Annotated in this window: 18 protein-coding genes; 12 read left to right on the top strand and 6 right to left on the bottom strand. The window is 62.9% G+C overall.

The genetic code is table 11. From position 1 onward, the window contains the following. Positions 1 to 76: 76 nt before the first annotated feature. Together B5X73_RS10965 and B5X73_RS10960 are read left to right on the top strand one after the other, a co-directional pair. Positions 77 to 3124, top strand: coding sequence for a sensor histidine kinase (locus B5X73_RS10965; protein WP_079521712.1), 3048 nt, complete (start codon positions 77 to 79; stop codon positions 3122 to 3124). After that, positions 3121 to 3954: a methyltransferase domain-containing protein gene (locus B5X73_RS10960; protein ID WP_079521711.1), complete on the top strand. Its 834-nt coding sequence runs from the start codon at positions 3121 to 3123 to the stop codon at positions 3952 to 3954. Before B5X73_RS10965 ends, B5X73_RS10960 begins: the two co-directional genes overlap by 4 nt. On the opposite strand, the gene B5X73_RS10955 is transcribed toward B5X73_RS10960, so the two are convergent. After that, positions 3955 to 4473 carry a hypothetical protein gene (locus tag B5X73_RS10955; RefSeq protein ID WP_079521710.1) on the bottom strand — a complete coding sequence of 173 codons (519 nt, stop codon included), beginning with the start codon at positions 4471 to 4473 and terminating at the stop codon, positions 3955 to 3957. Positions 4474 to 4546: 73 nt separating this feature from the next. Further along, positions 4547 to 5371 carry a plasmid replication/partition related protein gene (locus tag B5X73_RS10950; RefSeq protein WP_079521709.1) on the bottom strand — a complete coding sequence of 275 codons (825 nt, stop codon included), beginning with the start codon at positions 5369 to 5371 and terminating at the stop codon, positions 4547 to 4549. A gap of 367 nt (positions 5372 to 5738) precedes the next feature. Here B5X73_RS10950 and B5X73_RS10945 point away from each other — a divergent pair, with 367 nt between their 5' ends. From B5X73_RS10945 to B5X73_RS10925, 5 genes are all read left to right on the top strand, one after another. Further along, positions 5739 to 6575: a DUF2167 domain-containing protein gene (locus tag B5X73_RS10945; protein WP_079521708.1), complete on the top strand. Its 837-nt coding sequence runs from the start codon at positions 5739 to 5741 to the stop codon at positions 6573 to 6575. A 5-nt stretch (positions 6576 to 6580) separates the two neighbouring features. After that, a complete protein-coding gene (locus tag B5X73_RS10940; RefSeq protein ID WP_079521707.1) occupies positions 6581 to 7294 on the top strand; it encodes a hypothetical protein in 714 nt (237 codons plus the stop codon). After that, positions 7291 to 7626: a J domain-containing protein gene (locus B5X73_RS10935; protein WP_051943965.1), complete on the top strand. Its 336-nt coding sequence runs from the start codon at positions 7291 to 7293 to the stop codon at positions 7624 to 7626. Before B5X73_RS10940 ends, B5X73_RS10935 begins: the two co-directional genes overlap by 4 nt. 114 nt (positions 7627 to 7740) lie before the next feature. Continuing rightward, positions 7741 to 7998 (top strand): hypothetical protein, encoded by a 258-nt coding sequence (locus B5X73_RS10930; protein ID WP_079521706.1) that lies wholly within the window; start codon positions 7741 to 7743, stop codon positions 7996 to 7998. Then, positions 7995 to 8381 carry a VOC family protein gene (locus tag B5X73_RS10925; RefSeq protein ID WP_079521705.1) on the top strand — a complete coding sequence of 129 codons (387 nt, stop codon included), beginning with the start codon at positions 7995 to 7997 and terminating at the stop codon, positions 8379 to 8381. Before B5X73_RS10930 ends, B5X73_RS10925 begins: the two co-directional genes overlap by 4 nt. A gap of 43 nt (positions 8382 to 8424) precedes the next feature. Here the strand turns inward: B5X73_RS10925 and B5X73_RS10920 are convergent, their stop codons facing one another. Beyond that, entirely contained in the window at positions 8425 to 9384 is a 960-nt protein-coding gene (locus tag B5X73_RS10920) for a YVTN family beta-propeller repeat protein (protein WP_079521704.1), read from the bottom strand. A gap of 429 nt (positions 9385 to 9813) precedes the next feature. Here B5X73_RS10920 and B5X73_RS10915 point away from each other — a divergent pair, with 429 nt between their 5' ends. After that, positions 9814 to 10194: a hypothetical protein gene (locus B5X73_RS10915; protein WP_051943962.1), complete on the top strand. Its 381-nt coding sequence runs from the start codon at positions 9814 to 9816 to the stop codon at positions 10192 to 10194. 340 nt (positions 10195 to 10534) lie between these two features. On the opposite strand, the gene B5X73_RS10910 is transcribed toward B5X73_RS10915, so the two are convergent. After that, a complete protein-coding gene (locus B5X73_RS10910) occupies positions 10535 to 11953 on the bottom strand; it encodes a peptidoglycan-binding domain-containing protein (RefSeq protein WP_079521703.1) in 1419 nt (472 codons plus the stop codon). 48 nt (positions 11954 to 12001) lie between these two features. Next, the gene (locus B5X73_RS10905; RefSeq protein WP_217699770.1) at positions 12002 to 12700 is read right to left on the bottom strand and encodes a lysozyme inhibitor LprI family protein; all 699 of its coding nucleotides are present in this window, start codon (positions 12698 to 12700) and stop codon (positions 12002 to 12004) included. Positions 12701 to 13354: 654 nt separating this feature from the next. Here B5X73_RS10905 and B5X73_RS10895 point away from each other — a divergent pair. Together B5X73_RS10895 and B5X73_RS10890 are read left to right on the top strand one after the other, a co-directional pair. Further along, a complete protein-coding gene (locus tag B5X73_RS10895) occupies positions 13355 to 13723 on the top strand; it encodes a hypothetical protein (protein ID WP_079521701.1) in 369 nt (122 codons plus the stop codon). 704 nt (positions 13724 to 14427) lie between these two features. Beyond that, positions 14428 to 15894, top strand: a complete 1467-nt coding sequence (locus tag B5X73_RS10890) for a Shedu immune nuclease family protein (RefSeq protein ID WP_079521700.1) — start codon at positions 14428 to 14430, stop codon at positions 15892 to 15894. A 74-nt stretch (positions 15895 to 15968) separates the two neighbouring features. Here B5X73_RS10890 and B5X73_RS10885 read toward each other — a convergent pair whose 3' ends face one another. Next, complete coding sequence (locus B5X73_RS10885; protein ID WP_079521699.1) at positions 15969 to 16226, bottom strand: pyocin activator PrtN family protein; 258 nt, start codon at positions 16224 to 16226, stop codon at positions 15969 to 15971. A 249-nt stretch (positions 16227 to 16475) separates the two neighbouring features. Between B5X73_RS10885 and B5X73_RS10880 the strand changes: the two genes are divergently transcribed. Both B5X73_RS10880 and B5X73_RS10875 read left to right on the top strand, forming a co-directional pair. Continuing rightward, the gene (locus tag B5X73_RS10880) at positions 16476 to 17276 is read left to right on the top strand and encodes a phage terminase large subunit family protein (RefSeq protein WP_176167811.1); all 801 of its coding nucleotides are present in this window, start codon (positions 16476 to 16478) and stop codon (positions 17274 to 17276) included. Continuing rightward, positions 17276 to 18310, top strand: coding sequence for a phage portal protein (locus B5X73_RS10875; RefSeq protein ID WP_139382745.1), 1035 nt, complete (start codon positions 17276 to 17278; stop codon positions 18308 to 18310). Before B5X73_RS10880 ends, B5X73_RS10875 begins: the two co-directional genes overlap by 1 nt. Positions 18311 to 18425: the final 115 nt, after the last annotated feature.

The raw sequence follows: 18425 nt of genomic DNA, 5'->3' as shown, positions 1-18425 counted from the left end.
TATCACCTCCGGCCGGGCGACGTGGGTACCCCTGAAGAGGTATCGTTGCCACCGGGTCGGAGAGGGGTGATCAGGGGTGGTTTCCGGACGCGCGCTCGCCGCGTGCATATGGCTGTTGCTCGGTGTCCTGGTCGGGTGGTGGCCCACCTCGGACGCCACCGCAAGGGACAGCCGCGACCGTCGTATCGAGCAGTTCTATCACACCGCCTGGACGGTGCGGGAAGGTGCGCCCGGCCAGGTGACGGCGCTGGCGCAGACGGCGGATGGCTACCTGTGGCTGGGCACGCAGACGGGGCTGTACCGGTTCGATGGCGTGCGCTTCGAACGTTATCGCCCCCGCGAAGGCGGTGACTTCCTCGCGTCCAGTGTGGCCTCTTTGTACGCACCCCCGTCGGGCGGGTTGTGGGTGGGCTTCCGTTACGGTGTGGCCAGCTTCATCGATCACGACCGTGCCACGCATTACGCCGCGGGTTCCGGCCTGCCGACCGCGACGATCTACGCCATGGCCAGCACGCCCGATGGGCGGGTCTGGGCGGCGACCTTCAATGGGCTGGTCACGCTGGCGGGCCATCGGTGGCGCGTGGTCGGTCCCGCCATGGGGCTGCCCGGGGTGCGCGCGCGTAACCTCTCGGTCGATCGCGAGGGTCGACTCTGGGTCGCGACGGAGCAGGCGCTGTCTTGGCTGGCGCCGGGTGCTCAGCGTTTCGAGGTCGCCACGCGAGCGGTCGGCCGGATCAACCGCATCGCCGAGGCCCCCGATGGCAGCATCTGGGTCGCCGAGGCCGACGATGGCGTGCGGCCGGCATGGAACGGCGCACGCGACCCGGCGCTGTCGGGGCCGAAGCTGCACATGTCGTCGGCGGGTCTTCTGTTCGATCGCGACGGTGCGCTCTGGGTGCCGACGCTCGGCGAAGGTATCCGTCGCGTTCCGCACATCGACTGGCTCGCCAGCCAGACGATCGAAGCGGACAGTCCGGAGGCCGAGCGTTTCGTCGAACGTAACGGTCTCAGCTCCGACTATTTCAGCGCGGTGATCCAGGATCGCGAAGGCAACATCTGGGTGGGTGGAAGTCGCGGCCTCGACCGCTTCCGCCGGGGACGCCTGCTTCCCGCGCCGCTGTCACCCGGCGCCACCGATTTCGCGCTGGTCCCCGCGCCCGGGCACGGGGTCTGGGTAGGTACGAAGAACCGTCCGCTGACGCATGTCGACGCGACGAACGTCACCGGTACGGCGTTCCCGGAAGCGATCACGGCGGCGGCCCGCGACGGCGACGCGACCTGGCTCGGTGGACCGCGCGGTCTGTGGCATATGGTGGATGGCGTGCCGCGGCCGTTCGCATCGCTCCCCGCGGACGATTACACGGGCGTCCAGGCGATCGTCGGCGACGGCCACGGCGGCGCCTGGTTGTCGATCAATCGCCCCGGCATTTACCACTACACGGGCGAGGGCTGGATTCACGACACGCTACCCAGCGTATCCAACGACCCCTCGCCGCTGGTGTTGCTCCGTGACACCCGGCAGCGGTTGTGGATGGGTTTTGCGCGCAACGTGCTCATCGTCCGCGACGGGGGCCGCGACAGGGTGATCGGCGCGGCGGATGGTCTGCAGGTGGGCAACGTCACCGCGCTGCTGGACGACGACGACACCGTATGGGTGGGCGGCGAGCTGGGTATCGCCGCCATTCGCGGCGGCAGCGTGCGCAGCATTCCGACGGCTGGCGAGCCGCTGCGCGGCGTGTCCGGACTGGTGCGCGACCGTCGCGGGGATTTCTGGATGAACGCCGCGCAAGGCGTCGCGCGGATCGCCTCGGCCGACATGCGCCAGGCCCTCGACGAGCCGGGTTACCGTCCGCCGGTCATGCTGTTCGATTCGCTCGATGGATTGCCAGGTACGCCGGCGCAGTTTCGTCCGTTGCCCACCGCGGTAGTGGCCGACGATGGACGGTTGTGGTTCGCGACGACCAGCGGCGTCGTGTCGATCGATCCGTCGGCCATACGGCGCAACCCGGTCGCGCCGTCGGTGATGGTCCGGGAAATTTCCACGGATGCGGGAACCTGGCCGGCCTCGTCCAGCGTCACGCTTCCGGCGAACACCGAGCGGCTGCGCATCGCCTACACCGCGACCAGCCTGTCGATGCCCGAGCGCGTGCGCTTCCGCTATCGGATGGATGGCCTGGATACGCGCTGGCGCGAGGCGGGTACCGATCGCGAAGCCGTGTACACCGATCCGCCGCCGGGTCATTACGTGTTTCGCGTGACCGCGTCCAACGAGGACGGCGTCTGGAACGAGCAGGGCACTTCGATCGCGGTCACCGTGTCGCCGGCGTTCTATCAGACGCTGTGGTTCGCGCTGGTCTGTATCGCCGCCTTGCTCCTCGCCATCTGGATCGCCCTGCTGCTCAGGGGGCGGCGCGTCGCGGCGCTCGTGCGGGGGCGCCTGGACGAACGCCATGCGGAGCGCGAACGCATCGCACGCGAACTGCACGACACGCTGCTGCAGAGCATTCACGGTCTGACCATGCGCTTCCAGGCGATCGCGAATCGCGTCGCGCCGGACGATCCGGTACGCACGGCGATGGAAGGCGCGCTCGACCGCGCGGAGGAAGCGCTCGTCGAAGCGCGTGACCGCGTCCGCGACCTGCGCGCGCACGGCACGGAAGACATGCTACTGAACGACGTTCTGGAAGCGATGGCGCGCTTCTACGCGTCCGATCACACGGTGCCGGTCATCGTCACCGTGCGGCTCGACGTGCTCGATCTGGATCCGCTGGCGCGCGACGAACTGCATGGCATCGCACGCGAAGCCGTGCACAACGCGGTGACGCATGCCAGCGCGAGCCGCATCGACGTCGTTCTCGAAGAAGATGACGGTATGCTGCTCTTTTACGTGCGTGACGACGGCCGCGGCATCGAGGATGCCGTTTCCCGTGACGGCCGTGCGGGTCACTGGGGGCTGCGCGGGATACGCGAGCGCGCGCATGCGATGGGTGGCATCGCCACCATCGCGGCCTGTCTCCAGGGCGGTACCGAAGTGGCCGTGCGCGTGCCGATGGATCGGGCCTTTCCGTCGCGCATGAGCTGGCTGCGTCGGTGGTGGCGCCGTTTTCCGGAGAGACATTATTGAACGAGCGACTGGTGGCCTACCTCGATGAGCTCGATGAACGCACGGACTGGCATCGGCCCGATGCCTTTCTGGTACGAGCCGATGCGGCGGACCGGCTCGACCTCGGGCAGGTCGGTCTGCGCGATGCGACGCTGACTCGTCGGGTGGTGCGTCTCCTCGACGCGCTCGATGCCGTGGATCGTCAGTTGTACGAGTCGCTGCGCGAACGAATCCGCGCGGGTGAAGGCAGGCAGGCGCTCGCGCCCTGGCTCGACGTCGGAATCCCCTCGGGTCAGCATTACGATCCGCTCGACGCGCTCCTGGCCGGCGTGCTGGCCCTGGACGAGCCGCTTCCGGATGCCGGGCCGCTGCCGCCCGAGATGGTCTTCTACCAGCCCACACCCGCCCGGCACATCGTTGACGGCCTGGCCAGAGGCGGCATCACGGCAGGCGATGTCGTACTGGATCTGGGTTCGGGACTGGGTCACGTCCCCTTGCTGGCACACATCCTGACGGGCGCGCGATGCATCGGCGTCGAGCGCGACGGGGGCTATGTCGATGTCGCGACGCGTGCGGCGACGTCACTTGGGCTGACGGGAGTGCGGTTCGTCGAAGGCGATGCACGCGAGGCGGATTTTTCCGGCGTCGACGTCTTCTATCTGTTCACGCCGTTCATCGGCACCGTCCTGCGCGACGTCGTCGCCAGGATAGAAGCCGAGGCGGCCCGGCGTGCCGTGCGTGTGGTGGCTCTGGGCCCGTGTACGCGTACGTTCGCGCGGCAGCCGTGGCTGGTCAGCGACGACCCGGACCCTGAGGCAGCGGAGCGGATCGTGCTGTTCCGCTCGGTCTGATCAGCGGATGCGGCCGCCGCCGAAGTGGCCCTGGCCGGCACCGACGGAGATGCTGACGCCGCCGGTGGGATGCTCACAGCTGCCGAAGGCCTGGCTGAGGTTGACCGCCCCGGCCTGGTAGTTGCCGCTGCCGCCATGGCTGGCGCTGACGACGCCGGTGGTGACGCTGCCATGCACCTGGGGCTTGTTGTAGGTGGCGTCGTCGCAGCGCGGCGTGCCATCGTCGGCTTCCACACCGTCCATGCGGCCACTGGTGTCGCCGTAGTAGGTACCGGGGGGATCCAGCGGGCGGGACTTCGTGACCGCGATGTTCTCGCCGCCGTTTTTCGGCGCCACCGTGGGAGCCTTGGGATCGGCGGAGACCCTAGCGTCGGCGGCCTGGGCAGGCGCGGGGGCGCTGCTGGCGGGGGCTGGCGTGTAGTCGGCGGGTAAACGCAGGTTCAGCGGCTTCGTTGCGTCCTGCGCCATCGCGGTCGAGGCGGCGAGGAACAGGGTGGCGAGGACGACGATCGGTTTCATGCGGGGCAAACTCCGGGGATTACGCCTTGGATCGCTGAGGGGCCATGCTAGTTCCCGACCCCTTGCAGCTACCTTACTCCGCCATGGCCTCATCGGCGTCCTCAGGCACGCTCTCGCCCAGACGGACCCGCAGGGTCTCGATTTCGCGGCGCAGGTTCCGGTTTTCCGCTTCCAGGTCGGCGATCTGTTCGCGCAAGGCCAGCACGTCGTCACTCGGCTTCTCGCGCGGCTTGCGCTTCGACTCGCGCACCCGTTTGGCGGCCTGCTTCAGCTCGGCATCGCCGCCGGTGGCGGCCGCACGTTGTTCTTCTTCGGGCAAGGTGGCGACCGCCGCGGCGGCGCTGATCGACAGCGTGCCCGACTTGACCGCCGCGACCACCTCCGGGGCGGCCTCCTTGCGGATCTTCTCGATCATGCCGACCTGATTGCTGCTGATCCTTGCCTCGCGGGCGATTTCCTTGCGGCTCTCGTTCGGGTTGAAGCGGGCGGGCTTCGCGGCCGCTGGCTGAGCGCCTTCGGTGTCGAAGGGCACCTCGGACCTCTCTTCACCGCCGTTCGCCTCGATGCGTGCGCGTCGCTCGGCGAGGATTTCGCGCTTGCGCAGGGCCAGCACGCCGCGCTGAAAATCGGACACGCTGCGCCGGCCCAGGTGCTGCTCGATCATCCACAGGTGCACATCGTCGATCGACTGAAAGCGCTCGTTCTGCACGGTGTTGAAAGGAATATCGTGCTTGCGGCAGATGCCGTAGCGGTTGTGCCCGTCCACCAGCGTGTCGCCCCAGAGCACGAGCGCGTCGCGGCAACCCTCGGCGAGCAGGCTGCGCTCCAGCGCCTCGTATTCGTCCGCCGACAGCGGGTCGATGTAAGCCTTGAGTTCTTCGTTGACGACGATATGCATGGGGAGGGCAGGGCGGTGACGGCGAGGGGGCGCATTCTAGTGGGTGCGCGGCTTCGCTGCTCGTCCCGTCGTTCACATGCGCAAAGCCGTTGATCCGATTGAGTTTGCCGGAGCGTCCGGCCGCACGCGCCGGAGGGCCGCCGGTATCCGGCAAGAGTCCGGTGCCGGAACATCGCCTTGACGCTCCCGTTGCCCTGGTCGCAAACTCTCGCACGTCGTGCCGGGGGCTCGCACGACTTTCACTGGAATCATGAATTCGCGCCGGGGGCGCGAGTTTCGTCGCGCTTGTGCCTGCTCACCGGAAGGAGCTTCTCGTGGTCCGCCTCTATCTTTTACCTCGGCATTCTGAGCTCGCTGGAGAGCCCGCATGACTGGATTTGCAAGGAAGTTGGCAGTCGCGCTCGCGCTGTCCCTCGTCAGCGCGCTTGCCAGCGCCAACGAATTGTCCGACCTGCCGTGGAAAGTCGGCCCAACCAAGGTGCAGCTCGGTGCGCAGGCCACGCTCGATGTACCCGACGGCTATGCCTTCCTCGATCCCGTGGGTACCAGGCGCCTGAACGAACTGATGGAAAATCCACCGGACGAGGCGGACACGTACACGCTTGCGCCGACGGATATGAAGTGGACCGCGTTCTTCGACTACGACGATGTCGGCTACGTCAAGGATGACGAGAAACTCGATCCCGACGACATTCTGGCGTCCGTGAAGCAGGGCACCGAGGAGAGCAACAAGGAGCGTCGTTCACGAGGCTGGGAAACGCTCACCCTCGTGGGCTGGCAGAACAAGCCGCAGTACGACACCCAGTTCAAGTCGCTGACCTGGTCGTTCCTCGCGCGCAGCGATAAATCGCACAGCGACGTGGTGAACTACAACGCGCGCATCCTGGGGCGCAGCGGCGTCATGAACGTCGTGCTGGTGTCCGACCCCCAGGTCCTCAACCAGGCGGTGACCGACTTCAAGGGCACGCTCGGTGGCTTCGCATTCGCACCGGGTCAGTCCTACAGCGATTTCCACACGGGCGACCGCGTCGCCGAATACGGCCTTGCCGCACTGATTACCGGCGGTGTTGCCGCCGTCGCCGCGAAGAAGGGTTTCTTCGCCATCATCGGCACGTTCCTCGCGGCGGCATGGAAGTTCATCCTCATCGGCTTCGCCGCGGTGGGCGGGGCGATCAAGCGTCTGTTCACGCGCAAGAACTCCTGATCGCGATGTTGCCGAACACGGAGTGGCTTTTGCTGGGCGTCGTGGGCATGTATGTCTACGACGCCACGCTGCTGCTCTATCACAACGAAGTGGTGTTCTTCGAGCGCCGCGACGGACGCTGGTCGTTTTCCGTCGGCACTGAGTTCGAACTGGCGGGGCGGCATGTTTACGTGCCGCCCCTTTTCGCACCGACACGTGCGTTGCTCCGTCTGCGCTGGTCGTCGCAGAAGGAGCCTGGCAACCCGGCGCCGCTGCACGGACTGCGAGCGTGGCGAGCCGGAGTGACCGCCACCGCGCTTCCCGTCCTTGTCGTCGCGCTGCTGTTCGCCGCGATGCCCGCGGTACTTGCGGGCAACGTGTACGGCCTGCTCGGCTGGATGATCGCCCTGTACGCAGCGATCGGCGCGGCGGTGTGGCGTGTCTGGCGCATGCGCAGGATCACCGGTCTCGCCGGGAAGACGTTCTCGGGCATGGCGTCCGATGCGCTGCTCTGCGCGCCGTACGCGTTGAACCTCGTTCGTAAACAGGGCGCGCGTGCCGCCGAGCGGTTCGACCTTTTCGCCGTCGCCCATGCGCTGCTGGACGCCGATGAGCGCGGGCGTCTCGGTGATGCCATCCGCACGCGACTGCAACGCCAGCTCGACATCGAAGAGGCGGGCAGTGATCGACACCAGCAGCTTCAGACTTACCTACAACAGATCGAAGGCGCTCTGGCATGAACGTGATGGAGATCGTCGTCGTCGGGATCTGCCTGGCGATCGGCTACAAATTCGTCTCCGCGATGATGGCGACCCCCAGGGACGATACGCCGGATGCGACGGGCACGAAGCCGCCCTTGCAACTCGATACCCGCCGCCCGTGGTACGACGTGCTCGGCGTGTCGCCCGAGGCCACGCGCGCGGAGATCAATGCGGCCTATCAGGCCCTGATCATCCAGTACCACCCGGACAAGTTCACCCAGCACGGCGATGAGATCCGGGAGATCGCACAGAAGCGCGCCAAGGAACTGAACGCGGCTTACTACCTGGGTTGCTCGTTGCGACCGGACTGAAAACGCACCGCGAGCCGGGGTTGAGTCGAGCGCCTGGTTGCGTGGCGTCCGATGCCTGCTTAGGCTATCTTCGGCCGACAGACATCGGATGACTGATAAGGAAGGGGTTAGGTTATGACGCCACGGCAATGGTTCGCGCTGGTTCTTCGCTACCTGGGTGCAAGCAGCATTTTGACGGCCATCAGCTATCTGCTGACCGCCTACAACGTGCATAAGGGCCTCTACGCGGGCGCCGTCTCGGAACTGGGTTCGATCAACCACACGGTGGTGGACGCTGTTCTGGGACTCGGCTTGCTGATCTGGGCCGATCGTATCTCGGCTTTCTTCGTTCCCGCGCAACGGCCTGCGGAGCCGGTCAAGGCTGAGTCATGACGCTGGATACGGTGGAGATCAAGGCCTTCGTCCCGGCGAAGGATTTCGAGTTATCGCTGCGTTTTTACCGGGACCTGGGTTTCACCGTTGCATCGTCATCCGACGGCCTTGCGTATCTCCATGCGGGTAACTGCAGCTTTCTTCTGCAAGGCTTCTACGTCGAGGAACATGCCACGAATTTCGTGATGCACTTGCTCGTGGCCGATGTGGACGCGTGGTGGAGTCATGTGCAGGCTCAGGATCTCGTCGGCCGCTACGGCGTCCGGTCAGAGCCGCCCGCGGATCGCCCATGGCGGATGCGAGACTTCACGCTGACCGATCCCAGCGGTGTCCTGTGGCGGATCGCGCAGAACATCGGAAATCCTCTCGGCCACGAGGCCTGATTCGACGATTTTCCTATGGCTGCAATCTGCGTCGCGCGACGGCTTACGGCTGAACCGCCACGAACGAGGGGTGGTGGGCCGTGCCAACGGTTGCCATGACCTTGTTGGTCCGTGCGTCGATAACCGTGACGGTGTCCGAACCGAAGTCGCTGGTGTAGATACGACCCGTGCGGCGGTTGAAAGCGATCGCCGCGGGTGACGTGCCGACGGGTATCGTGCTGATGACGGTCTTCGTAAAGGGATTGATGACGGATACGGTGTTGTCATCCGCGTTGGCGACATACAGCGGAATGCCGATCGGGCTCGTTGCCACGGCATCGGGGCCTTTACCGGCCTTCAGTACGCCTGTCACCGTATTCTTGAATGTATCGATGACGGATACGACGTTCTCGTTGTAGCTGGCGACGTATACCCGTGCTCCCAGCGGACCAACGACCAGAGAGTCCGGACTTGCCGTTACCGGCATGTTCTCCGTCACCGTGTGAGTGGCGGTGTCGATGACCGACACCGTAAGGTCACCCACGTTGCCGGTGTAGACGCGCGTGCCGCTGGCGTTGGCGCCGATCGTCAGGGGCAGGCCTCCCACGGCCACCGTCGCCGTCGTGGTGTGGGTGGTGGTGTCGACGATTGACACGCTGCTTTCATTCGCGTTGGCAACATACAGCTCCGCGCCGTTGGGGCTGACCGCGAGCGCGTTCGGCGTGTTTCCGACGGGTATGGTTGCGGTCACCGTGTTGGTCGCGGCGTTGATGACGCTTACGCTGTCGCTATTGGCGTTGGCGACGTAAACCGTCGATCCATCCGGGCTGACGGCGAGGCTGATCGGGGCTTTGCCGACGGGAATCGTGGCGGTAACCGTATGGGATGCCGCATCGATCACGGAAACCGTATCCGACGATTGACTGGCGACGTACACGTTGTCGTTGCGGGCGAGTGCGGGAAAGGCCGTGCAGGCCAAGGCGAGGGCAAACAGGCGACGCAGGCCGGTCGAAGCGAATGTCATCGATAAGTCCTTGTAGACGATTACTTTCGGTGATCCCGCGCGGGTGGCGGAACCTTCCCCTTGATGGCCTCCCCGGCCATGCAGGTATCGACGTTAGCCGAGGCGCCGACAAATCGCCATAGGGCGGCTAGGGGGTGCCGTTCCGTCCATGTACGAGAGACGCAGCGTCCGTCCCAGGGCGGTGACGCGTCGAATGAGACGTACGTCTCGTTTGCTTGTAGGGGAACTCCTACACGGCACGTTTGCCGTGCCAATCTTTGCCTTTGCCGCCCCGACAACTTACCATCGCGTCGAAGAACGAAGCGGCCTCAGGGGGCTTTTTTTCGTTCTTCCTAAAGGGGGAGCCACTCACAGGTCAGGCACGTCGCCGACGGCCGTCTTCCCCTTTTGTCTGTCGCTTTGTCAAGACTCAAGGAGAGGTCGTTCGTCATGAAATTCAAATCACTCGTCGCGATGGTTTCGCTCGCTGTGCTCGCTGTATACGCCCCGATCTCGCTCAGCGCGGGCCGTTCGGACGACGCGGTCGAACGCATCGGCACGCCGGCGCCGGACAGCAAGTTCGCCAAGGTCCACGATGGCATGTACTCGAAGGAGATCATGGACCTGATCGGACCGCCGACCGATCAGAAGTCGTACCAGACGGGTAAGGCATTCATTCCTTTCCATTTCGGCAGCGACAACTACCGCACCGAATTTCACTACAAGGGCGAAGGCGTGCTGACCTTCTCCGGCGGTGGCATGGGTGAGATGGGCTCGCTGAAGCTGATTCGCATCGAAGCGAATCCGGCGGAAAGCGGCTACATCCACTAACACGGCTTTGCCGGGTGGGCCAGCCTCGCGCAAGGCGGGGCTGGCCGTCCATTGCGCTCGACTGGCCGCGGCCTTGTGCCTATTGTTCGCTATCGTTCCTCCGTTCGGATACATCAACCCGTTCAGTGTGATGGATCGAGGGATAGACGAGCCGGTGACCCGTCTTTTGCTCTGGACCGTACCGGCGGTCGTTGGATTGCTCGGGTCCGCCTGGGCGCTTGATCCGCCGCGGGTCCGGTCGGGGCGTGACCTCGGTGGTGAGCGAGGTCTGGCGAGGGATCCTTCACGTCAGCGGTATTCGACGGAGCCGGGGCGGCTCACGCACGCCCCTTAGTACCGCTCACATGCCCGGCTGGCGGTTCGGCTGCGATTCCACAAGCTGTTGCGTCGGCGCAGTCTGCTGCATCTGACCTTGCTGTGCGGAAGACTGCTCCCACGCCTGGGTGCTCTGTGCCAGCGGGGTATTGACCGCTTGCACGGTGTCCACCTCGGCGTAGCGTTTGAAAGGTGAGTTCATGTCGCCCTGAACCGCCCATGCGCGGTCGCGGTTATCGCTGAGGACCACCTGATCGATGCGTTCGAGACCTTCCGCCTTCCCCTTCGCAGCCAGAGAGCCTGCAAAGTTTGAGGTGTACTGATCGGACGTACGTCCTTGTTCCGCATCGAATCGCTGAACGGCGAAGAGCGCCTGCCGGTACATCCCGTTACCCGCATGATCCGCATTCTCAAGGCTGGGAGGCGGCACATCGCGATGAGCGTTCGCATCACGCAATTCACGCAGGGTGTTCTTGCCTGCCGCGCCGTCCGCTGTCAGGCCGTGATCGCGCTGGAAGGCTTCCACGGCGTGGCGCGTTGCGGGTCCGAAATTGCCATCCGCCTCCAGGGTACGCCCGTGAGAGTCCTTGTACCCCAGTTCGACAAGTGTGGCCTGCATGACGCGGACCCGATCATCGTCGTGCAGCCCTTCGCGCAGCGTCTGGCTTGCCGCCGTCGGCGCTGTAGGATTCGGCGCTGCGGGCGTCGATGCTGTCGGACCGTCAGCGGCGGGGGAAGCCGGTGCGTTTTGCGTGGGCTGACCCTGGGCTTGTGCCAGACTCATGCCGTGCAACGCTTTCTCAAGGCGCATCTCGCGGTTGGCCACCGAGGTGGGATGATCCACACCATACTTGGTCGCATTGATGAATTTCTGTATGTCTTCGCGCGAGACATGGTCACCCTGAAGCTGAAGCGTCCCGCCCGGAAGCGTCACCTTCTTGCCTTCGAGGTACGCAAGCATCGAGTTGTTCGGCGTCGCGGCGCTGTCGATGCCACTGATCGTGAACTGGTTGTCGTAGTCGGCCAGGGCCAGCTGCAGTTCCGGGCTGGCCGCGATAGCGTGGCCGACGACCGGATTGTTATTCTGGATGCGGTCGACGACGTCGCTTACGCGACCGGTCGCGGCGTCTAGCTGCGAGTTGGTAAAAGTGTCGATCTTGTCCTGCGGAATGGCTTTGAGTTGAGCATTCAGTCCAGACAGTTCCTGCTCGCTGAGTCCCCCGTGCTGCGAGAGCATCTGGATTTGCTGTTGCGAGAAGCCGTTCTCGCGGAGGAAGTCCTGGACCCCGCCATGGTCAGTCCGGACATCGAACTGCAGCATGCCGAATGAATAGGAACTCTTGTTGCCGCCTGCGTAACTAAAGGTATTGAGCGCCGCCTGATTGTTGCTGTTCTCCGTGGAGAACAGCATGGTGCGAAGCTGGTCGGTGGTCATGTCCGTCATGATCGTAACTCCTGGTAATCGATGGATCGGTGGGATGAAACGGAATCGTCAGCCGCCGAAGCACTGGCTGTTTGTGAAATCGCGCAATCCCGACGCTGAATCGTCGGTGGATGGCTCGATGGCGAAGTGGCCAACCATGTCATCGTTACAGATGCGGACACGCTGGCGTGCAGTGCCCGACTGCAGTGTGCAGAAGCCACCGTAGCTGTGGTTGCCGTCGGAACCGCCGCCGGCGGGCAGGTCGATGAGCTTGTCGCAGCCGAGGATACGGCCCGGTTTTTTGCTCCCGATCAGCGATTTATTGAACGAGTCCACGCGGGCTCCCGTATCGCGCATGGTGATCACGCTGCGGCAAGACCTGCCTGCGGGGATCTCGCACTTCGATGTGTCCGCGATGTATTTCTCGTTTGACGACAGTACCGCGATACGCGCGTTGTAGGCCTGCGTCAGGCATGCGCCCTCGGTACAGACGTCGCGCACGTAGCGGTTCCAGTGGCGCTGCTCGGTCAGCAGTGTCGGCTTGCTGGATGGTGCGGCGGCCGCCATCGCCTCCTTGTAGGCCTGCTGCAGCTTTGTATCCAGGCTGGACAGGGCGCTATCGGCGCAGATCGTCTTCTCGGTGGGCGTGGCGGCCTTCGCGCAGTCGAAGCTGGCGGCGAAGCCGGCCGGCGAGGCGGCAAGAAGGGCCGCAAGGACCAGCCAGGGGGTACGACACATAAATCCTCCATTGAACGAAGCACCGGCCATGACGACCCCGTCAGTCGGGTACATAACGGCAAAATATACACGTTTTAGTGGCGCAGGCGCTGCGATCTCCGTCGCGTCGGAGTGGGCGTCCGCACCACCAGGCGTTATTGCTAAAGGGATCGTACGTGTCTGGTTCCCGACTACCCACGGTCTTGGGTCTTATGTCACGCGAATCATACATAGGCCTCCACTAACCAGCGATGGAATGGCTATGCTTCAGCGAGAGCGTTTTGCCTAGGTGTGACTGACGACGCTGGTCGTGGTCTTCAGCATCTACTTCGCCGCTGTCGCGATCCTGCAACCCCCTTCCACGGTTCCAGGCCCCCTCCAGCTTAGGTGTGACGCGGCAGACCATTGCCGCCATCGAAGCGGGTAAATATTCGCCAACAGTGGAATGTGCGTTTCGAGGAAGTTTTTGATAAGCCGTCGGATCAGGTGTTCGGTTGGACGACTGGCGCAGGCCAAGGATCCTCATGGTCATGGAAACCGCTGAAATAAAGGCCTTCGTTCCCGCGAAGCAGTTGGAACGTCGTCACGATGAAACGGATGGGCCTCGCCTAAGGCGACTGGGCAAACTCGGAAGGTCGACTTTTGAACCGAAGCGCACTAATGAAGAAGTTCGACTTCCCCTTTTGTTGAGGACTGTCACCTTTCATGCACGACGTTAAGGCATTGGTTGGTCAAGAGCGCTGGATGCTCGACGAAACAGCGCCCTTCAGAAACGCTGTTATCTGTCCCTTGGCACGGGGATTTGCACTGGTTCCGATGACTGATTCCTTGGCTGCAGAGCTAAAGGCGATCACCTCGCAAACTGAGGCTGCCCTGCTTGCAATGGCTCCCGGAGTGATCGACGTAGCGCTGCGGATGTCCCAGAGTAGTGCAGTAGCCTACATTTCCACCGAGTACTTTGGCGGCGACGGCATCCAGGACGCTATCGCGTGGCTCAATGGCGACGTGATCTTTTCACCCGGAAGCGAAGGTATGGTGATGCGTGGCCCAACACTGCAATCAGCCAAGCATTGAGAGCCATTGGCGTCATTGCGAAAGCAGGACAGGACGAGTTCGACGCGCTCGGACTGGGTGATCATCGCGAAACCCATCGCTGGGCTGAGGCGTTCGCTCCAAGATAATGTCAGCTCTCGACGGAGTCAGTAGGCGTCAATGGGCCACAAGTGAAGACTGCATACGGTGGTGACGATCCATGAAGAAGCGTTGGTGGTCCAGGAAATGGCTGTTCGTTGCGATGGGAGTCGTTGCTGTTGTCGCGGCCACCTCTTGGATGTATGCAGTGAGCGGTTTCTCACTGGCATACGTCCCTTGTGAGGGGGCCTTTTCGTTTGATGCCAAGTTCGTTCGATGCCGAAGGCCAGTTTTCTTCCTTTGGCTGTTCTGGGTTAGCGTTGGAATTGGCATTAGCTTGAGCGCGATGGCACTGTATCTGTCGAGTGTTCAGCACCGAGAACGGACTCGTTCACCGGACAACGAAGCCTGAAAAGCCTCCGGTGGGCGATCGCCACAATCACCAAGAACGCTTGGCGTTCCGAGGCACACATGTAGAATATTCGCCATGCACGCTATCAATCGAAAAGACCTTCAGCTATCGATTGCGCCAATGATGGACTGGACCGCCGAATGTCCGTAGCCCTTGCGCTACAAGGCTTGACGGGCTGAGATGGCCAGCTATGTTGCACTTTCGTCGCACCTAGAGCCGTACAAGGAAGAAGCAGATGCCGTCCCAGCGCCCCACAGAGTATCGACGAGCCGCACGGATAGCCCTGGGCATGACGCCCGAGGCGGCGCTGGAGTTTTTCGCCGACAACTATGGAGGGGAGGAGCCGGACGACGCCGACGAAAACGGTGGCGTCTGGGTTATGTACTCGGACGCTGACCCAGTTCAGCCGTTTGAGAGTGGGCCGCATCCCATGGTTGCGCTAGCCCACGTCATTCCGGCCGCAATAATGATGTGGCCTAGGAATACAAACCCGGCGCACGCTGACTATCTCAAGCCAAAGTACGGAACGCTGAAAACTATTACTGTCAGTGCAAAGGTTGGATTCCCTTTTGATTTGCCTTATGACGAAGCGGACTTTGAAGCGTTGCTGGAGCAGCTGCCCAAGGGCTTTTCGAAGGACTACGGTTCGGGTTTGGGTCTTCTTTGGGAGTATCGCTTCATTTGCGACGCAGTCGCAAAAATCGATGGCGTAACTTCGCTCGTCATTCACGGTCAGGGTGGCGCATATGACGCAGTACGAAAGGGCGACACCTATTATTTAGGACAACACCGTTTTCGGGAGCTCGTTGATGCGCTCCGGAGATTAAGTCAGAAATTTCAGCGCGATTCACTTGTTGAACGACGTATCTTGGCCCACAACGCCGTGCTTCACGCTTCGGACAAGGACGCCTACCCGGAATTGGCTAGCGCACACAAGGCAGGAACCATTGCAAGATTCGCGGCGGCTCGCGGCCCCGCGCTGGCGATGACGAAGGGTGATCGAAGCGCGGCGCTAAAGCTCGTTTACGCAAGCGCGAATGCTCTGGCTGCCGAAGAGCCCAGATCTCTCTTTCAGCTGAAAAAAGAAATCGAACTCGTCACACTGGCGCAGCTGATTAGCAGCTTCGAAGGCATGCTGAAGAGAGATCTGAGCGAAAATAAATGGCAGCGATTCTTGCAGGATAATCCGTTCATCCTTAGTTTGGCGTTCGCAGTTCCCGCAATGATTATATCTGGCTCTGCATACGTAGGCGGGACCTCGGTTTATCGATTCGGTGGCAAGATTGCCGACTTTCTGGCCGCAACGTCCTCGACGGGCAGTCTGGCTGTGATCGAGATAAAAACGCCCGGGACCGCCCTTTTGGCGAGAGAGTATCGAGGCGGTGTGCATCCTCCGTCTAGCGAACTTTCCGGGACGGTCGCTCAAGCACTGGACCAGAGGGCGCAGCTTCAGGCGGATTGGATGAGTTTGTGCGCGCGGAGTGGGCTGCACGATAAGCACGGGTACGCCATTACTTCAGTCGTCATTGTCGGGACCGCGCCAGCGGATGCCGGAATGCGAAAGTCCTTCGATCTCTTCCGTTCAGCCATTGTCGGAGTATCGGTCGTCGCCTTTGATGAGCTCTTGGGACGTCTTAGAGAGATTCACCGGGCACTGTCGCCCGAACCCCGCCCTTCCGCAGGGTTCGAGCCTCCGTTCTGACGCGTCGTCGTTGCAGCCAGTTCAGCCAAGTAGCCGCGCATCAGGCGTTTTTTTTGCGAAGCTACTTACGCCGTTTACCCGGTTAGGCCGCGAACTCTACCCCATGCGTCTGCTGCTTTGATTTTCAGACTGTCCAGATACTTCGCTAGCTCATGCGCGTCGACAATCCATGGCGATTTTTGCTTACTCGCGCGATAGGCGGGCACAGGTAACTGGTGCCTGCTCGCTCGCTTGGCTGCTTCGTCGGTACCGAGACCGAATAAATGACAGACATGCTCGAGCGGAATGTTGGCAGTACTGTATTCCGCCATCAGTGCGAAGAAGGTCTTCATCTTTGAGCCTGTATGGCCCAGGCGACGGCGACATCATGCATGCGCCGTCTCCTTAGCGCTCGTACGGTGTCGCCTCGACAAATAGACTGCCGCAGGAAGTGCCAAGGCGAACTGGCCGAAGCGCTGACCCCACTCCGTTTTGGCACCGGCCAGCGACGCGTTCAGGCCCGTGGAGCGACCGCAGCGGCATTCGAGGCTTTGCCGGACGGCCGGCACCTCGGCCTGCATCGTCTCGCACAAGGAACGACCATGGTGTGCGATATGGCGGGGCTCGGTGCGGCAGTTGACGCAAAGGGCGAAGCGACCCGCAAGCGTGGGCATTTGTATCTGCATCATGATCAGCACTCCCCGCCGATGATGGGGTGGAAACCATCCATCATGGCCGCCCCGATGACGCCGGCAGCCATCAGACGGCCCAGCATGGCCCGTGCGGCGTCTTCGCCTAGCTCAGCCATAGGCAGGGGGGGCGGGGCTCGCGCCGCCCTTCCGCCGCACGGCGGAGGTTATCTGGGTGAAGCCGGGGTCGGAAACCGCCCGATCGCGCGCCGGCTTCATGGCGCTGTCGAAAAGGTTGATTGCGGCCGTGCAAATGGCGAGTGCGCGCTCGTCGGACAGCACGCCCAGGCTGGCCCGGACTTCTCGGCTCAGGCAGGCAAGATCAAGGCCTTGTGCGGGCATTACAACGTGCGCGATATCGCCATCGACGTGACGGGCATCCGCCAGAGCGTGTTCGAGCTCGTTCGCCAGTTCTTCCCCAACGTGCGGGCCCTGCATTACTCGCCCGAGCTAAAGGGCCAGATGGTCATGAAGGCCTACGACGTGATGGACAAGGGTCGCCTCGAGTTCGACGCTGGGTGGACGGACCTCGCCGCCGCCTTCTTGGCCATCCGCAAGACCGTGACCGCCAGCGGTCGCCATGTGACCTATTCGGCGGGCCGCTCCGATGGCGTCGGGCACGCCGATCTCGCCGGGTCATTGATGCACACCCTGATTTACGAACCCCTCGCCGGGCCACTGGCCCGGGGCCGATCCATTGTGGAGATTTCCTGATGAGCAAGAACAATCGGCGCACCACGGCCCACGTGGCCACCGCAAGAGACACCCTTCCAAACGCCGCTGCGGCACGTGGGACTGCCTTAACTTTCGGCGAGCCCGAGCCGATCGATCGTGCGTCGCTGCTCGACTACGCCCAGTTGTTCCGCAATGGCCGCTGGTACGAGCCGCCGATCAACCTGCGGGGGCTGGCGAACACCATGGGTACGGCCCGGCACCATGCATCGTCCCTGTTTCTCAAACGGAACCTGTTGGTGGAAGCGTTCGTGCCGACGTCGTACCTCTCCACGCGCGAGTTCTCCGCCTTCGCGCTGGACTTCGTGACGTTTGTCAACGGCTATTTACAGCGCGCCGATGCGATCAGCGGCCACTTGCTCAAGCTCTCCCGCGTGCCATCCATGCAGACGCGCGTTGGCCTGAAACCCGATGATTTCTGGTTCGCCCCCGAGGGTGGCCAGCCCTTGCAGTTCGACAACGGGTCTATCGTCCATCTGTTCGACGTGGATGTGCGCCAAGAAATCTACGGTGTGCCGGAGTACATGAGCGCGCTGCATGCCGTTCAGCTGAATCGATCGGCCACGCTGTTCCGTCGAAAGTATTACGACAACGGGGCGCACGCGGGATTCATCCTGCAAATGACCGATGCGGCACAAGATCCGGCCGATATCGACGCGATCCGCCAGGCATTGAAAGATTCGACAGGGCCGGGCAACTTCCGCAATCTCTTCGTCTATACGCCGAACGGCCAGAAGGACGGGATTCGTCTTATCCCGATCAGCGAGGTAGGGGCCCGCGATCATTTCGCTTCGATCAAGAACACCAGTCGCGACGACATGCTGGCTGCGCACCGTGTACCGCCTCAGCTGCTGGGTGTAGTGCCGAGCAACGCCGGCGGATTCGGCGACGTGACGAAAGCAAGGGAGGCGTTCGTGCAGACGGAGATTGTGGCGATTGAGAAGCGCATGTTGGCAGTGAACGAAGAGCTGGGTGTCGAGGCGATCAAGTTTCGCGATCCTGCCGGCATGGGATAAATCCGCATCGCCACTCGTAACCCCGTTCCCCGTTATTCCGTTCATCTCGCCGTCGCCGTCGCCGTCGCCGACCTCGACATAGATTCCCGGAACGGGTGATTCCAGCGCCGCAGGC

Origin of the sequence: Luteibacter sp. 22Crub2.1 (assembly GCF_900167995.1) — a bacterium.
Taxonomy (GTDB): domain Bacteria; phylum Pseudomonadota; class Gammaproteobacteria; order Xanthomonadales; family Rhodanobacteraceae; genus Luteibacter; species Luteibacter mycovicinus.
Note: the sequence above shows the minus strand (reverse complement) of the source record. Positions and strands in the feature narration are given on the sequence as shown.

What these genes read in the sequence shown, in the direction of transcription:
- B5X73_RS10955 (WP_079521710.1), bottom strand. Translation starts at nt 4,473, where the DNA reads ATGAAACCGATCGTCGTCCTCGCCACCCTGTTCCTCGCCGCCTCGACC.
- B5X73_RS10950 (WP_079521709.1), bottom strand. Translation starts at nt 5,371, where the DNA reads ATGCATATCGTCGTCAACGAAGAACTCAAGGCTTACATCGACCCGCTG.
- B5X73_RS10945 (WP_079521708.1), top strand. Translation starts at nt 5,739, where the DNA reads ATGACTGGATTTGCAAGGAAGTTGGCAGTCGCGCTCGCGCTGTCCCTC.
- B5X73_RS10940 (WP_079521707.1), top strand. Translation starts at nt 6,581, where the DNA reads ATGTTGCCGAACACGGAGTGGCTTTTGCTGGGCGTCGTGGGCATGTAT.
- B5X73_RS10935 (WP_051943965.1), top strand. Translation starts at nt 7,291, where the DNA reads ATGAACGTGATGGAGATCGTCGTCGTCGGGATCTGCCTGGCGATCGGC.
- B5X73_RS10930 (WP_079521706.1), top strand. Translation starts at nt 7,741, where the DNA reads ATGACGCCACGGCAATGGTTCGCGCTGGTTCTTCGCTACCTGGGTGCA.
- B5X73_RS10925 (WP_079521705.1), top strand. Translation starts at nt 7,995, where the DNA reads ATGACGCTGGATACGGTGGAGATCAAGGCCTTCGTCCCGGCGAAGGAT.
- B5X73_RS10920 (WP_079521704.1), bottom strand. Translation starts at nt 9,384, where the DNA reads ATGACATTCGCTTCGACCGGCCTGCGTCGCCTGTTTGCCCTCGCCTTG.
- B5X73_RS10915 (WP_051943962.1), top strand. Translation starts at nt 9,814, where the DNA reads ATGAAATTCAAATCACTCGTCGCGATGGTTTCGCTCGCTGTGCTCGCT.
- B5X73_RS10910 (WP_079521703.1), bottom strand. Translation starts at nt 11,953, where the DNA reads ATGACGGACATGACCACCGACCAGCTTCGCACCATGCTGTTCTCCACG.
- B5X73_RS10905 (WP_217699770.1), bottom strand. Translation starts at nt 12,700, where the DNA reads ATGGCCGGTGCTTCGTTCAATGGAGGATTTATGTGTCGTACCCCCTGG.
- B5X73_RS10895 (WP_079521701.1), top strand. Translation starts at nt 13,355, where the DNA reads ATGCACGACGTTAAGGCATTGGTTGGTCAAGAGCGCTGGATGCTCGAC.
- B5X73_RS10890 (WP_079521700.1), top strand. Translation starts at nt 14,428, where the DNA reads ATGCCGTCCCAGCGCCCCACAGAGTATCGACGAGCCGCACGGATAGCC.
- B5X73_RS10885 (WP_079521699.1), bottom strand. Translation starts at nt 16,226, where the DNA reads ATGAAGACCTTCTTCGCACTGATGGCGGAATACAGTACTGCCAACATT.
- B5X73_RS10880 (WP_176167811.1), top strand. Translation starts at nt 16,476, where the DNA reads ATGGTGTGCGATATGGCGGGGCTCGGTGCGGCAGTTGACGCAAAGGGC.
- B5X73_RS10875 (WP_139382745.1), top strand. Translation starts at nt 17,276, where the DNA reads ATGAGCAAGAACAATCGGCGCACCACGGCCCACGTGGCCACCGCAAGA.